We start from the raw sequence: 17,772 nt of genomic DNA, 5'->3' as shown, positions 1-17,772 counted from the left end.
TACTTTAAAAAATATGACGTCACCTCAACTGAGATAACACCATGAAAACAATAACACTCCCCTATTGGGGTCAAATTATTGGCTTAGTCAGTAAGGCCAACAGTACTCAAGCGGCAACTCAAAAGACAACCAAGCAAGATGGGCGCAGTCTTTTTATTACTCGCCAGCAGCAAGCAGCTGCCACGGTCTTATACGTCCTTGATCAACAAGGTGAGCAATTTAGCTTATCGACAACAGCGCTGCCTTGTGCGATGCAAGCCATCACCAAAATAGATGACAGCGCTATTATTATGATTGGTGATGATGGTCATCTTTATCAAACGGATTGGCAAGCCAAGAAAGTTAAGAAGACCAGTGCTCAATCCTTACTCGATGCACCTGACGATAACAACAGTGCTATAGGCCGTGCTGTAGCCATGGCACCACTACAAGATGCATTGGCTATCTTATATCCGAAACACATCGTGGTATGGCCTTATCAGGACAGTCAAGCCAGCAATACTGTCATTATTGAGCCTTATTCGTCTTCTATAGCAACATCAAGTAAAGAATCCGCATTAACAGCGCTAGCAACCTCAAGTGATGGCTCGTGGTTAGTCGTGGCAGATAAAACGGGAGATGTTAGTAGCTACCAATGGGTATCAGATAAAGCTCAGCTCACTCTAAGTAGCCGCAAACAGCTCCACCAAGGTAAAGCAAACGCGATTTGTTTTGAGCCAGTCGGTCAGTACTTCTTCTCAGCAGGCGTAGATAAGTGCTTGTACCGTACCCATGTCCAAGGCGATCTGCATCCTGTTGATAGAGCCAAGTCTAGCCAACACAGTGAAATGATCACGGCGCTTTGTATCTCAGACACACGGTTGTTCACTGCCGCCGATGACAAGAGTGTTAAATCGTGGGCATTTGATAAAGGTCAGCCAAACAGCTGTAAAGAGGATCTAACCAAAGCTCGACAGATCGTCTTATCTTCTTATGCTGAACAACCAACGCTCATCGTAGTCAGTGCTGATCAGAGCCTCCGTTTCATACCTATTGACCATACTCAAAGTACGTCACAGAGTAGCACCTCACAAAACAGTACGGCAAAAAATAGCAAGCTGCTGCCAGTCACTTATATCATCAAAGACGGCTATCAAAGAATCGGCCAATTACTGACAGATACGTCGAACAATAATGATGTGTCATTTAAAGAAGGATTGGCGCTGCTACAGGCGCAAGCAGATAACCAAACATTAGAGCTGGTTAAAAAATTACTTGCTGATAGCGACACGCTCACGGCCAACCAAGCATTGCAATTGGTACAGTGGTTTGCTACTACTAATCTTGATAAAACTGCACAGGTTTTAGAGCAGCAACTAAGCTCGGCTCACAGTGCAAAAGTACGTCTTGCTGCTTTTCATGCCTTGGCCGACCGCGCAAGTACGGCAAAACGCCCGCTGCATTATCTAGAAGAAGCCTTTAAAAACCGTTACTACGAAGAAGTGGTAGCTTCTGCGTTACAAGGTTACCTAAAAGTCGCGATGAAGGATGCCACCAGCCAGCGCCGCATCTTACCTATTTTAAGAGAAGCGTTGTCACACAGTTTTGCGAATATTCGCAAGCAAGCATTGGCCTCGCTTGAGACCTTATTGCCAGAGAACAGTCCGCAAGCAGATTTGATGGCATTAGACTGCAATCAGCCAGACATTGTCCAATCAGGGCTTATTCGTCTGTATCAGCGCGGTATGCTAAACCACCTTGAAGTCTCGCGTCAGCTGATGCTGCTACAGAATCATCGTAATACAGAGATTAGGCAAACGGCGTTTTATGTCTCATTGCTGTCTCAGCCTAAGTTGATAGAGGCGTTGAAACAGCAAGGTGACACGCAAACATTGCGTACCCTGACTGATTTTGATGACTTTCGCTTACTGCGCGGCACGCTACTAGATAATGCTAGCAGCACAGCGGCAAATGATAAGAATGTTAAACAATCAGAATCCGATGAGGCGATCCGTTTAACCTTATCTACGCAAGATTTTATCTCGCAAGCAGATAATACCCAAGCATCTAAGTCTAAGAGTAAGGCTAAAACGGCCAAATCCAAGAAGCCTGCTACTGAATCTATAAAGCTAAGCAATGACACATTAGAGCCTTTATTACAAAGTTTAAGCAATAGTCATGAAGATATCAGTTTCCGAGCGGCTTATGCGCTGGCTTGCCTACAAGACAAACGTGCGTTTGGCACCCTGATTAGTCTGATGAGCCATGAAGACAGTGCCATCATCCGTGCTGGTGTCGCCACCGCGCTTGGTCATTTAAATATAGAAGATGCCAAAGCAGTCCTACCAACATTACTAGACGATAAGGACGCTGGCGTGCGCCAAGTGGCTATGCAAGCCTATGGTAAGTTGGCAGACAATGCATTATCTTGGGCAGCGACGGGTTTTTCTTCTAAACATCAAGATATTCATGAGCAGTCTTTAGCACTGTTTTTAAAGCATGTTGCAGCAGATAGCTCAAATAGTGGTAATAGTGGTGATAGCAGTGGTAAAAGTGCTCAGATGTCGTCAGAGATGACAGACATACTGCTACAGGCATTGAACAACCCTTTTACCAGTATTCGGTTAGAAGTGGTTAAAGTTCTATTAAACCGCCAATTTAAGCAGTCATCTGAAAGTGCCATCGTTGACATCATTGAGCTATTGCAGCAAAGCCTCTTTGAAGACGTGCATCAAGTGGCTATAGAAGAATGGCAACAACTGTTGCTAGCGATGAACTCGAAGCATAAAACAAATAAAGCCAATAACACTGAAGAAACGAATCACCAAAAGACCAATCAAGCTGTCCTGACCCTGTTCTTTGCGGATACGTTTGCCGCCATCCGTAAGCAAGCCTTTGACATCGCATTGAAACAGAGCAAACACTTAGGGTTTGCTGACGTCATGTTGAGCGCGCTTGCCAGCCCTTATGCTGATACCAAGCAACTGGCCCTTACGACTGTGCAAGCCAGAGCGAATACGACTCAGCTGACACAGTTGATGCCAGCTCTCGTGGCCATGTTCGCTGATGACAGTATTGAGCTGCGTAAACAAGCATTAATTGTTGCTTTGGCGCTGACAGACTTACAGCCTACTATTTTAGCGGATCACAGTAGCCTAGATGATAGTAGCGCCGATGATCAACCGAATCATCACGAAGCATTGATTACCGCAGCCCTCAACAGCCCTTATCCTGATATTCAGCTAACAGTCGCGCAACTACTGGCCAGTCAATCACGCCTATATGCTGACGAAGAACAGGCACAGCGGAGTGATGAACAAGCGTATCAAGTCTTTAAACACTATCTAGAACTGCCTATGCCCTCTCAAGGCAAGAAAAGTGACAGCTATACCCAGTGGCACAATCATGTAAGCCAAGCACTGTTTGGTTTGTCTAAACTGGCATACCCATCAAAGCATGATGCGTTAGGTTGGTATGCTAAATATCTACACCACTCTGATGCTGATTTTAAACCTCTTGCACCAAAGATTACGCAGATAGTTTCTTTCGAGGACATTGATCTACTGGTGAAATGGCAAAAAGATGAGCGCGACATTATCAGTCAATCAGCCAGTTTGTGTTTGGCTATTTTGGGTGATGCTCGCGGGCAGTACTTCCTTACTCATAACATGAGAGACAATACAGACAATCTTAGTACGCTTGTTGCACCGATGACGCCTACGCATTGGCTACAAGCGCAGCACGGTTTAGGTATTACACATGCACGGCAATTACAGCCTTTGTTTGAGTCAGAGTCCTATGCCGTAGCAGCCAGACTGTTATTGATATTTAATGATTTACAAAATCACTTACAAGGTGGCTTGCAAGATAACAGGCCAACTCCTGAAAAGACCGCTACTAGCACTGGTCGACCCAACCGACTGATAGAAGCCCTAAGCTTTGCCGATAATGACACGGCAGTAGTCTACGCCAACATACTCGCTCGTTACCCGAATGACGTACAACACCCTAATAACCAGTCAGCACTATCGTCAGCATGGCAGTATTTGAGTGATTACTTGTCACGTCAATTAGGCAGTATTTTATCTGCTCACTCTGAAGTCATTACGATGACGATAGATGCCATGCCAAACACGGCAGATAAAGGTGGTGTTAAAGGACAGTCGCATAATACATCCTCTATCCGAGCAAGTATTCTAACGACGGTGAGTACCGAAAACTTACAACAGCTCGCCAACCTCAGTCGCCATCAGCAGCCATTGGTACGCGCGCAAGCCATTAGTGTCATTTGTAATTTATCTGAATTACTCGCTCATGACTATTATGACGATGAGGACGATGTTTTTGAGACATTACAAAAATGGCAACGCAGTTTGCAAGCCTTGTTAAGTGCTCACCCAGTTACGGCCACCGTTAATATGGCAGGCGATAGCTCTTCTACTGATAAACAAGACAGTTCTGAGGTGCATTATCCATACCAGTCTCTTGCCTTTGGTGCTTGGATTGGCGTCATACGCGCAGGCGATGATTATTATGCTAATAGCAGCACCACAGACCAAGCCATTCGAGGGCTAATGTGGCTTGCTGCTCAATCATCGCAGCTTAACACCAATAACAACACTAATAACGATGAGGGCTGGCGAGATAGTACCAGTCGCGTGTTGTTGCCACTACTCAACCACAGTAGTTTTGACACTCGTGAGTTAGCTTGGGCATGCTTGTATAAGCTAAACATGCCTGCCAAAAAGCTGGCTGACTATGCCATGAGCACGCCCTACCGTGATATGGTCAAACGCGGCTTGGATTTATTGTTAGATACCGTAAAGAACGATGCTGTACAGCAGCAGAGCAAACCATCGGATACAGCGACTGTCAGCAGTAGCGCTGATCAACAACTCATTGATTTATTAAAAACCAATAATCACACCTTAGCAGAAGAGACCTATCAGCTGTTAAAAGGCCGACTAGGCCATCTGCCTGCTAGCTTACTTGGGCTACAGTCTTATTGTCAGTCGTTATTGCCTCAGATCGTTGCTGAATGGAAACAAGTCATTGTCACGCCCTTTGCAAACAGTCAATCGCCGTCATCGCAGCGTCAAGACAAACTGACGTTTTTGCTGCACGCTGTGAAGAGTGATGATTGGAATGCAAAATATCAAGCACTTAGTCAACTGGTTGAGTTTTATGACGTACTCTTTGCGGACAGCACGCTATTTGATAGCTTATTTGATTTTGCTGAAGACGCTCAGGCCAATAATGAGAAATACCGTAGCTGGCAGTTGCTTGTCGATGCACTTATGTCGTACCAATTCATTAATAAGAACACTTTAGATGGTCGTTTAAAGAATGGTTTAGAGAGTAGCTTTGATATTGCTACTGCTGAACAGGTCGCCAATGAGGCGCACTTACGATTATTAGCCTTACTTGATGATCCACATATCAACAAACCCAAACAAGTTATCTACTCAGATATCGCTGACCTACGTAACACGCATCTGGCTGCGCCATTACTACAGCGTTTAGAGAATCTGTTTGAGCACACGCCGCAAAAAAATAAAGAAGAGCGTAAATATTTATTTGATACCTTAGTAAAAATCAGTGGTTACGATCAAAACATCGATGATTATTTGGACGAGCGTGAAGACACTCGCTGGTTACAACGTCAGCACCCTAGAGACTCGCAAGTCTTGTTGTCACTGTTTACTACGCTTATGAGTCATAGTGATTATGCGCATGCCGCACAGCTATTGCCGTCACTTGCATGGGTGAAATCGGACGACAGCGATCTATCCTCACGCATTGATACCGCTTTAGCACTCGCTTACGAGCAAATGCCAGCTAAGCATACTTTTAAATTGGTCGAGGCACTGGCATATCGAGCCAAAAGGCGGCAAGGCAGCATTGCTTCATTACAAAACGCTCTACGCAATAAAGACGCCGATGTACAATTTGCCGCGGCTGAAGGACTCGCTAAATGCGGTCATGCTGATGGGGTCAATATCTTGATGGCCACTATCGATTATAACCCTGATGCTGAGTTCCGCAGCTGCAGTGTGTTAGCCATTGGCGAGCTACTAGGCAGCAGTGACCATCAAAACCAAAATCAAAATGCTGAATCGCCTAATGCTAGCTCGCCTGCGGACAACGCTGATAAAAACTTACAGGTTCATACCTTATACAAAGCCTATGATAAGTTAATCAAACTGGCCGAGGACGACGAGCACTACTTACAAGACGTGGCCAGTGAAGCCTTAGGTCGCCTTGCACAAGGTGGTGACTTTGAGCATAGTCCGCATATTTTTGAGCTATTAAAATCGCACTTGTCAGACCCCGCAATCCATTTCATCAATCCCGCCATTGTCCATTGGTTAAATGGACTGCGCTGGCTGAATACAACGCCTGCTTGGGAACAAATCCGCAGCTATATACGCATTCATATCGATAAAGCCATATTCTTCCGTCCACAAAGGCATGCGGTATGGCTACTGCAGATGAATGATAGCGATGCCAATAAAGCATTAATTTTAGATATCTTAAAGCAAAACAACCTAGATCGTGCTGTGCTCATGGCGGCTTATACGGCGGCACAGAAAACTTGGGGCAGTCTTGCGACGCAGATTTATCCTTATGATTGGGCAGCCATCCAAAGCCATAATGATGACTTTGTAGAAGAGACTGAGCATTTGAGTCTAAAGCGTATCATTGATAATAGCAGCATCGATGAGCTGGCAGCATTTATCACCCAGCATGGCGCGCACTTACCAGTCAACATCTTGATGGCACTGCAAAATGCCATTATGGCCAAGCAAGACATGCCAACATCGCAGCTTACCGCGTTGATTACCAGTAGTAACACACTGACACAGCATATTGGACTGTGCTATCTGACCCAATACCCGACCAACTATCTTGATAAAGAGATGGTTACGACGTTGCAGCAGCGTTTTGACACTGCAAGCGAGCAATGGCATACGCTTATTGACACCATCAACCGCAGTCCAACGACCATCAATAATAGTCAGTGGATTGATATGGTTGAGCAAGTGGGTGGCACCATCAGACAACTGGTTTGGCTAATCATGCGTCATGTGTCCATTACAGCTGTCAAAGGTGCTGTCGACAAAACGGCTACTAAGCAGATCGTGGCAATGCTTGATTGGCTCAATGATGCTCGTCAACCATTGACCATCACCTCTATTCCACTGCTCTCTACGACTGTTAGCGGTTGGTGGCAGCAAGCGCTGTTAGGACTACTGGCCAGACCAGTCGCTGACGATAAGGTGTTATCAAATATAGTGCCAACATTGAGCAGCGTATCAACTACGGTTCAATCGCCGCTCACTTATGACAACCAAGCCTTACTATCAACGCTACTAACTCGTATTGAACAAAGCGGTACATCTACCCAAAAATCCATAATAACGGTAGTAAAAAATGCGCTAAAACATAAGGGCTCGTCTACCGAGATACCAATCAATCAGCAGCTACTACAGTGGATCAAAGCAAAAGACGCTGACGCACTTTATCATTGTGCAAGTAATGACAACATGGAGCTGACGGTTCGCATCCGTGCCATCGAAGCGCTTGGACAGCTACATGATCCAAATATTGAACAATGGCTGACGACGCTCATGGCACATGAAAATTCAGACATTCAGAAGCTTGCTTATAAAGTACTACGCCGCTGGCAACGTGCCATGATACGAGCACAGCAAAAGCGTCCGTTGTCATCTGTCAATATGGAGGCGCAACCTAGCTCGACCATCGCAGCACAAAATAGTCAGGACAGCAGTCAAAAAAGCAATCAGGGTGAAGGAGACAGTCAATGACTATAGATAATCAATTAGACCAAGCATCAGAAACAGAGTCAGAAGTAGTAGCAAACACTGATGGCCTGATGATGCAGTTAGACTACGCTGCACCTAGCCAAATCAGTCAAGTTAGCGAATCGTCAGACTCACTGTCGGAGGCGCAAACGACCGAACATACTCAGCATGTGGCACTATTTGCTCAGCTGAATCGTTCGGAGGTTAACTTCCATGGTAAGGTCAAGTCTCCCCTTGTCTTTCGTGACAGTTTGCTAGCCTTATTTGATGTGGTCAGCAGCGATTACCGTTATGTGCCAAAAGACCGCTCAGCGTATACGGTATTTATGCAGATGCGCCGTGCCAGCAGCAATAAGAACCTATTTACTGCGCAGCGTGATTACTTTACGTGGTTGTTTAATAATGACCCACTGGCCTTTTGTATTTTGGACCCGATTATTCAGGTGCATGAGCAAGGTGTTAGCTTTGAGGTATTTAGCCGTGATGAAGGTTGCTATGCTCAATTGACATTGACCAATGAGATTTTTGAGCAAAGCACCAAGCCTACCCTTGGTACCACAAGTATTGATTACAGTGCGGCCTTGTTTAACGGTATTGAAAAAATACGCGATCATCAGCAAACAATGTTAGACATTGGTCATGAAGCGGTCGGCTTACAGTTACTCGAAACCATGCCAGAGGCTGATAATGACGAGGCAAACAGTACAGGTACTGATAGTGCATTCACCGCACCCACCGTAAAAAAACAAATCATAGAAAAACGCATCAATGTACCCAAAAGCTGGATCAGAGCGCTGCTACAAGTGCAATCTGCACATCAATTGCCACAAGACACCATTCACCTTGATCCTATTGCGCTCTATAACGTGCTGTTTGAGCTGCGTATGCATGCTGACATCAAAGGCAAGCGTCGCGGACTGTTGATTGAGCTTAGACCCCAGCAGCTGCCGGTGATTATATTAGAGCCTTTTGATATTACTGTCACCAGCCAAGTTAGCCAACAGCAAAAACCCTATCAAGGTCAACAAGCAAAGCTCATTCGCTTATGGGGTCGCCGTCGTCTCAGCCTATTAAAACGTCTGTTGCCGCATACTGACAGCGTTTCGGTATCGCTACTGGGTCAAGGCATGCCAAGCTATTGGACACTAAAAGGCAAAGGCTTTCATTTTACCTTTGCTATGACAGGCTTTAGCCAAGCTAATTGGTCACAGTCATTAAACTTTGACTTACTGTTACCCAGGCGCCCACAACAGAACACACTCAGCGCAGACAGCAAGCAAGCAAGTGAACAAGTAGCAGAAAGTACTGATAGTGGGTTAGTAAAGGTAGTTGATATCCTTACTCACTGCCCAAGTACGGTAGAATCATTGACCCAGCAGCTATCAACGCAAGAGTCAGAATTACAGTCAGCACCTATCACGCAAGCACAAGTGCGACAGTGGTTACTGTCAGGTACTCAGCAAGGCTTAATTCGCTATGAGATGGCGAGGCAGCTGTATCACTACAGACCTTTGACCCAAGTGCCACTTGATATGGCGCAGTTTGCTTACCACAATGAAGCAGAAAAACATGCCTTTGATTTGATTGGCCGTACGGATGCCGTGCAGAAATTCTCTGTTGAGACTGTTGCCGTCAAAGGTATTACCATTCGTGCAGATATTCATGTCGAAGAAGACAGACGAACCTATCACAGCCAGCTGCAATTAGGCGATGAAGGGCTAGTCACTAAGGCGGAATGTAGCTGTCCGCAGTACTTGCAGCACCGACTCACACAAGGCGTGTGCGCGCATCTTATTGCGCTACGACTTAGATATAATCAATACGACCCAAATAACACCGGCAATGATAGCTGGCATGACACTCGTGTCTTGAGTAAACGCGTACCGAGTAAGCACTTTAATCAGCCTAGGAATAAAAAAGAAAGCGTACAAGTAGCAGGCTATAACTCGTTAATGACATTATCTTCTGCACCAACACTTGATTTAACGGCCTTAGCTCAACCAGTTGCCCAGTCAAACGCGACTACAAGTGATAAGACACAAGCGTTAACCGCACAAGAGACCGCTATTGCTTATGTTTACATCACCATTGCCCATAAGAAGATTACCATTGAACAAACAATAGGTGACAAGGATACGCGCCAGCAGTTGGTGTTCAATCAGCCTGCTCAAGCCAAAGCCGCTTTTTTACAACATATTGCCAGATTTGAAGCCAAAGGCTTTATCGAAAATCAAGGGATATAAGGTATGACCACACAAACAGCCAACCATAACGATTACATCAGCCCTGAGCCAGTACCCACTCCTTTTGAGCGTCAGTGGCAGCAACTATGGCAAGATATTGAGCTGGCAGGCGGACGTTACCAATATGTTCAGCAGCAGCTGGTCAGTCAAGGCTTTATGGTCGATCGTCAACCTGTCGATAACATGAGCCCAAAAGAACGGGAGCGCTATAAAAAAGCCTTAAAAAAAGAGGCAGCTGAAGAGAGAATCCTCAAAAAGGCTGCTTGGCAAGCATACAAAGCGCATCACATGGTTTATCTTGGTCGTCATGTATATTGGACGGACGATACCAGTACCGATAAATGGGATATCAAAGACGCGGCCAATCGGCTGATTGAAAACAAACTGCCACTGCTGCGTAAACATAATGAGTTAGCAGAAGCGGTTAATCTCACCATCCCGCAGTTAAAAGGATTGTGCTATCAAAGAGAGGTCGCCACCAATCTGTCTTATTCGCATTTTACTATTGCCAAGCGCAATGGGACAGCACGTCAAATATGGTCGCCGATACCACGTTTGAAGTTTGTACAACGCTGGATTTTGCACAATATTTTGAATAACTTAACGACGCATGGTGCCGCCCATGGCTTTGTACGCGGCAAATCTATCGTGACCAATGCAGCCGTACATAGCAACAGCGAGCTCCTTATTAAGCTTGATGTCAAAGATTTCTTTCCTAGCGTGAGCTGGCGCCGTGTCAAAGGGGTCTTTCGTCATGCTGGCTACCCAGAGCAAATTGCGACATTACTGGCATTACTCTGTACAGAGTCGCCTAGACAAGTGGTGCAGCAAGATGGCGTTACCTACTATGTGGCACTGGGTGATAGAGCCTTGCCACAAGGTGCGCCTACCAGTCCTGCATTAACGAACATTATTTGCTTAAATCTGGACCGCCGCTTGACAGGGTTGGCAGAAAAGTTAGGCCTACGTTATAGCCGTTACGCCGATGACTTGACGTTCAGTGTTCCCGCTATTGAAGACACCAAACCCAAATCGAAGGCTAAAACAACGATTAAAGCCACGACCAGCATCGCAAAGAAACAAGCCGATACGCAGCACAACAAGCTGATCGGGCAACTGCTCGGTTCAGTCCATAAGATATTACGTGAAGAAGGTTTTGCGTTGAATAATGATAAAACGCGCGTGATTCGTAAAGGCAATCAGCATAACGTTACTGGCATGGTGGTCAATGGTAGCGGCGTGCCAAGGGTATCTCGTCAGATTAAGCGCATGTTACGAGCAGCCGTTCATAACTTAGAGTCAGGCGGCACATTACGCGCTGATGAGACTTTAAATACGTTGTCAGGATATGCCGCTTGGATAGCCTCGGCAGAGCCAGAGCTAGGACACAGTTATCTAGCTAGAATTGAACGTTTACACGTGCAGCAAGAGACACCTGCATAGATATTTATTTATATTTACAAAAAATGAGTATTAGAAAACTTCCATTTCTAATACTCGTTTTTACATCAGTAACATGTACTGATGTAAATATAGCGCCATTACACCAATAAAAACGCTGCAGTACGGCTTTCTTTTGATTGGGCAACGTCATATGGCGTACCTTGAGCGACGATTACCCCGCCCGCATCTCCAGCCTCTGGCCCGATATCTATAATCCAGTCGCTATTGCTCGCCACTTGCATATCGTGTTCAACCATGATGACGGTATTGCCCGCATCGACGAGACCATTTAACTGCGTCATTAGCATGGATACATCAGCAGGGTGTAGGCCTGTGGTTGGTTCATCTAAGATGTATAGCGTGTCGCCTCGTTGCACACGCTGCAGCTCGGTGGCAAGCTTAATACGCTGTGCTTCGCCGCCTGATAACTCAGTGGCAGGCTGACCCAGACGTAAGTAACCAAGTCCAACTTGTAGCAATGCCTCTAATGTACGCAAAATAGGCGCTTCATCAACAAAAAACTCATGTGCCGCTTCAACCGTTAAGTTCAAGACTTCAGCGATGTTTTTATCTCGATAAGTGATTGCTAGCGTTTCCTCGTCATAGCGTTGGCCATGACAAACCTGACAAGGCGCATAGACGCTTGGCAAAAATAACAGCTCAACACTGACAAACCCTAAGCCTTCGCAATTTGGGCAGCGGCCTTTTGTGGTGTTAAAGGAGAACCTGCCAGCATCATAGCCATGAGATTTTGCTTGCTTGGTGGCTGCAAACAGCTTGCGTACATCGTCAAACAAACCCGTATAGGTTGCCAAGTTAGAGCGCGGTGTACGACCAATCGCTTTTTGATTGATATTAATAAGACGGCGGACGTGCTCCATGCCAGCAACGATTTCACCGACAGTTACTGACGCAAGCTCCTGCTCTAACAAATCCGCTTCACCAATAGGCGCTTCTGTAACTGTCTTTTGTCCCAATGCTTCATTGATAAGCTCTACCAACGCTTGACTGACAAGGCTTGATTTGCCTGAGCCCGAGACCCCTGTGACGCTGGTCATGACCCCAAGCGGAAACTCAACGTCTAATCCTGTTATGTTATTTCGCTCAATGTTGGCAAGCTTGAGCCAGGCTGCTGGCCGCCTTGTGCTAGATTTTGACTGTGCGTTAGACGTAGCATTGGCAAATAGATATTGACCAGTATGCGACTGTTCAATCTCACGAAGGCCTTCTATAGGCCCACTATAGACAATCTCGCCACCATGCGTACCCGCCTTTGGCCCGACATCGACTACCCAATCAGCATGTCTAATAACACTAACGTCATGCTCAACGACAAACACCGAGTTACCAGCCGTGATTAGCTCATCCAGTGCACCTAGCAATGCTTGAGTATCAGCAGGATGCAGACCTGCCGATGGCTCATCAAGAACATAGACCACGCCAAACAACTGCGAGCGAATTTGAGTGGCTAATCGTAATCGCTGTAGCTCGCCAGGAGAGAGTGTCGGTGTGGTACGCTCAAGCGATAGATAGCCTAACCCTAACCTTGTCAGCGCCTCAGCACGAGAGAGGATATCACTGGCGATACGCTGGGCGACGATGGCTTTTTCGCGGTTTGGTGTGTTATCGGCTACCTTGGTACGAGCGGTTTTTTCCAGTTTTTGTGCCATTTCAGTTAGCGTTAGTTGTGATAGCTCTCCGATATCGAGTCCTGCAAACTTAACCGATAGCGATTCTTTCTTTAGTTTTTTACCATGACATTCTGGACACTCAGATATCTGCATAAATTGCGAGACACGTTTTTTAGTACGCGGGCTTTGAGTGGTGGCAAAAGAGTGCAAAATGAAGTTTTTGGCACTGGTGAAAGTACCCATATAATTTGGCTTTTCACCCTTTTCAATCGCGTCACGCGTTTGCTCAATGTTGTATTCAGGATAGACAGGCACTGTCGGCGTATCATCCGTAAACAAAATCCAGTCGCGTGTTTTTTTCGGCAGTGTGTGCCATGGTTTATCAATATCATAGCCCAATGTGGTCAATATACGACTGAGGTTTTGACCTTGCCACGCTGGTGGCCATGCTGCAATCGCACGCTCGCGTATGGTCTTGGTATTGTCTGGGACCAGCAGCTCTTCAGTGACCTCAAATACGCGGCCGATACCTGAACAAGTCGGGCAAGCACCATCTGGCGTATTGGGAGAGAATGCATCGGCGTATAGAATCTCTTGATCGGCAGGATACTCCCCTGCGCGTGAGTACAGCATACGCAGGCCATTGGATATCGTCGTCACGCTACCCACGGACGAGCGCACTGATGGCGTACCTCGCTTCTGCTGCAAGGCGACTGCTGGTGGTAACCCTTCTATAGAATCAACATCTGGCTCATCAACCTGATCGATCAGTCGTCTAGCATAAGGCGATACAGAGTCAAGATAGCGGCGTTGTGACTCGGCAAACAACGTACCAAATGCTAATGATGACTTGCCTGAGCCGGAGATACCAGTAAAGACCACTAGTGCATTGCGAGGCAAATCAACATCAACGTTCTTCAAATTGTGTACGCGTGCGCCTCTGACCTGAATATTTTCTTGGTCAGGGTTATAAATGGCATTTCTCACTGTGTTTGTTTTACTTGTTTTTTCTTCTAGTTTTTTTGAGTTCGCCATAGCGTTATTGTTCCTATCTAATCGTTGTTTATTCCTAACGGGCCTAGTTTTATTTAATCAGTTGTCTTTATTTAATTAACAGAAAGGTTAACACGTACTCATACGTGGCCATGGCTAGGCTTACGTATCAATAGCATAGATAGACAAAACGATAACTCAAGTCACCCAATCATTAATAATAAAAAACCCGCATCAACGCGGGTTTTGTTTAGCAAGAAACGCTATTAGTAAAATGATAAATTAGAGATTAAGACACCACCAAACGCATCAATTGGGTGCTGATATAACCGCCAAACGTCCCTACCGCATAACCTAAAATACCCAAAAATACCCCGACAGGAGCCAGTGATGGGTGAAACGCTGTTGCGACAATCGGGGCGGAAGATGCACCGCCAGTATTAGCATTGGAGCCAACCGCCAAAAAGAAAAATGGCGCACGAATGAGTCTGGCGACAGCAAAAATAATCACGACATGGATGCTCATCCATAAGAAGCCAATTAGTAGTAACCGCCATTGCGAGACAATACCAGCCAAATTAATCTGCATACCGATCGCGGCGATTAATACGAAGATAAATACCGTACCGATTTTTGACGCACCAACATGATCAAGCCTGCGAATCTTAGTAAATGAAAAGATGACGCCTATTAAAGTGATAATCACCACCATCCAAAAGAACGAGCTGGCAAAGCTATACTGTACTGCCCATTTGTATGGGGCAAAAAACCCTGCAATCTGTCCTCCGACGAAATGCGCCACTCCGACCATCGCAAAACATAAACCAAACATCACCATCAAATCATTGATGGTTGCTGGGCGGGCATGATCACGCTCATAGCTTTCAACTGCTTTGACTACTTTATCAATACTACTGGTATCAGCGCGCAAAAAACGGTCTATCTTATCGCTGTGTTTAGCCATCACTAAGATAGCTAGCAGCCACAGTGATGCATTGGTGGTATCGACCAAAATCATCATACCAAACAAATCATCACTGACCCCAAACAGCTCTTTCATCGCTGCTTGGTTGGCCGCGCCGCCTATCCAGCTGCCCGCTACGGCCGAGAACCCACGCCATAACGTATCATCGGTAAACATCGCAGGCGATACCCATTTAGCGACTCCCAAACTAATCGGGCCACTGATGACGATAGCGATACTGGCAGCAAAAAACATAGCGATTGCTTTCCAGCCTAAGCCCAGTATCTTAGGCACATCCATGGATAAGGTCATCAATAGCAAACTTGCTGGCAGTAAGTAAGTTGCAGTAAAGCCATATATCTGCGAACCAATACCATCGGCAAACACGCCTAAGCTATTCAGAGTGGCTGGTATAAAGCAGCACAACACAATACCTGGTAGTACCGCATAAAACCGTCGCCAAAACTTACCCGGTAAGCCTTGGGTATAAAAAACCAGACCAATAATGGCCATGATGATGCCAAAAGCTAATGGCAAATTATCAATTGCTAAATTTGAGGTGGCAGACATCAAGGTGCTCCAAGTGTTACAACGGGCAAAAGTAAATCAGTATAGACAAGGCAAAAAACTCCTGCAAGCAGCCATCGACTATTAGCTAGGATTTGCCGAGTAGTATTTGACAGGATGAATAGCAAGATAACGGCTAGACACGTAACGTCATACGCCCGTTATTGAGCAATATAAAACAGGTAAACGCAAAAAAGCCAGATAACAAGTATCTGGCTTCTTCAATGCTATCTTTAGACGATTAATGAATCAATGATTTTAATCGTCAAATATAGCTGTATTACGAGTTGTTACCACGGTTGCCGCCGTTTGGACGACCTTGGCCACGGCTGTCAGAACGACCAGCTGGACGACCTTGGCTGCCGCTTGGACGACCGCGACCAGTTGCAGCACGCTCACCACGTGGAACGCCATTGCTATCACCGCGGCTTGGGCCACCAGTGCGCTTGCCTTGATACGGCTTGCCACCTGAACGCTCATTTGGTTTGCCTGACGTGTCACGTGGCTTACCTTGATAACCGCTGTCGTTGCTAGCGCGTTGACCAGTTGGAGCGCTGTCGCTTGAACGTCCGCGGCCTTGACCACCACCGCTAGATTTACCAGCATAGCCACCGCCTGAACGACCACGGCCTTGACCGCCACCGCCGTTAGAACGACCACGACCACGGCCACGACCATTACCTTTGTTTTCGCTAGGTACGTAAGTTTTCTTAGGCTCCATACCTTCGATAACACATACTTCCATTTTGCGATCTAAATAACGGTTGATAGCGTTAAGCTGTGGACGATCATCCATGCTACATAGGCTGATAGCAACACCAGTACGACCAGCACGACCACAACGACCGATACGATGGACGTAATCTTCAGTCTGACGCGGCAAGTCATAGTTGATAACGTGCGAGATAGCTGGGATATCTAGACCACGTGCAGCAACGTCAGTCGCTACTAGGATTTTTACTTTACCATTACGCAAGTCTTGAACGATACGGTTACGCTTGCTCTGTGGCAAGTCACCATGTAGGAAACTTGCTTTATGGCCTGCTTCTTGTAACTGCTTAGCCAGTTTTTCAGTGCTACGTTTGGTAGCAGCAAAGATAATGATCTGCTCCATATCTTGTTGGCAAACGATTTTGTCAAGTAGACGGTTTTTGTGATCAAAATCATCACAGTAGTACACTTTTTCTTCGATGTGTGCAGATTCTACTTTGATTGATACGCGCTCAGGGTTCTTAGTGAAGCTGGCAGCGATTTTACCGACTGGGCCATCCCAAGTTGCTGAACACATGATCGTTTGACGATCGATTGGCGCTGCACGAAGGATGTCACTAATATCATCAGCAAAACCCATGTCTAGCATACGGTCAGCTTCGTCAAGTACCAATACTTCTAGGTTTGACAAATCAACGCGACCTGCATTGATATGGTCAAGTAGACGACCAGGAGTTGCAACGATTACTTGAACGCCCTTTTTCAAAGCAGTGATCTGACCGTTGTATGGTGCGCCGCCAACTAGTGGCACACAAAATAGACCGCGCATGTCTTTAGAATAAGTGCGAACGCTGTCATGTACTTGCTGAGCAAGTTCACGCGTTGGCGTTAGGATAAGTGCTTTGGTTAGTTTGTCAAAGCTAGTGGCACGGCTCAAACGGTCAAGTACAGGGATAACGAAAGCCGCTGTTTTACCACTACCCGTTTGCGCTGACAATAAAAGGTCACGACCGGCTAGAGCAAAAGGAATGGCTTGTTCTTGAATAGGGGTTGGATTGGTATAGCCACTGCGATCAAGCGCAGTAAGAATTGGCTTAGCAATGCCAAGATCAGTAAAGGTGATTTTATTTTCTTCAGTGGCGTCAGTAGCAGCCGCTTGAGTATTGTTATCAGTATTTGGAGTGTCAGTGCTTTCGATGATGCCGTTTTCAGCGGCGATTGCAGATAAGATGTCAGTCATAAGAATCCTTGGTAAGTATAAGTTGCTGTAAATTCAGCAAACTTGATGCATACCACTGATAACCGTTCACCACGCTGCTCTTATTAGCATTACCGAGCAATATAAAATTGTCGATAATTAGAAACCAAGCCAATAGAGCTTAGCGTCTTTATAATAAATGCGTTCGTGCTGTCTG

The 17,772-nt window shown here is 46.0% G+C and carries 6 protein-coding genes; 3 read left to right on the top strand and 3 right to left on the bottom strand.

Translation table 11 applies throughout. From position 1 onward, the window contains the following. The first annotated feature begins 41 nt into the window (after window positions 1-41). From Q0788_RS08700 to Q0788_RS08690, 3 genes are read left to right on the top strand one after another with little or no spacing between them, the layout of a single operon-like run. Complete coding sequence (locus Q0788_RS08700; RefSeq protein WP_298809680.1) at window positions 42-7,808, top strand: HEAT repeat domain-containing protein; 7,767 nt, start codon at window positions 42-44, stop codon at window positions 7,806-7,808. Then, the gene (locus Q0788_RS08695; RefSeq protein WP_298809678.1) at window positions 7,805-10,048 is read left to right on the top strand and encodes a hypothetical protein; all 2,244 of its coding nucleotides are present in this window, start codon (window positions 7,805-7,807) and stop codon (window positions 10,046-10,048) included. Before Q0788_RS08700 ends, Q0788_RS08695 begins: the two co-directional genes overlap by 4 nt. A gap of 3 nt (window positions 10,049-10,051) precedes the next feature. Beyond that, a complete protein-coding gene (locus Q0788_RS08690; protein WP_298809675.1) occupies window positions 10,052-11,491 on the top strand; it encodes a reverse transcriptase family protein in 1,440 nt (479 codons plus the stop codon). 98 nt (window positions 11,492-11,589) lie between these two features. Here the strand turns inward: Q0788_RS08690 and uvrA are convergent, their stop codons facing one another. From uvrA to Q0788_RS08675, 3 genes are all read right to left on the bottom strand, one after another. Next, entirely contained in the window at window positions 11,590-14,157 is a 2,568-nt protein-coding gene (gene uvrA, locus Q0788_RS08685) for an excinuclease ABC subunit UvrA (RefSeq protein WP_298809673.1), read from the bottom strand. Window positions 14,158-14,404: 247 nt separating this feature from the next. Further along, window positions 14,405-15,649: a DUF819 family protein gene (locus tag Q0788_RS08680; RefSeq protein ID WP_298809668.1), complete on the bottom strand. Its 1,245-nt coding sequence runs from the start codon at window positions 15,647-15,649 to the stop codon at window positions 14,405-14,407. 277 nt (window positions 15,650-15,926) lie between these two features. Beyond that, window positions 15,927-17,597, bottom strand: a complete 1,671-nt coding sequence (locus tag Q0788_RS08675) for a DEAD/DEAH box helicase (RefSeq protein ID WP_179799169.1) — start codon at window positions 17,595-17,597, stop codon at window positions 15,927-15,929. Window positions 17,598-17,772 lie beyond the last annotated feature (175 nt).

The organism is uncultured Psychrobacter sp. (assembly GCF_947500265.1).
Taxonomy (GTDB): Bacteria; Pseudomonadota; Gammaproteobacteria; order Pseudomonadales; family Moraxellaceae; genus Psychrobacter.
This window is presented reverse-complemented; position numbering and strand designations above follow the sequence as displayed.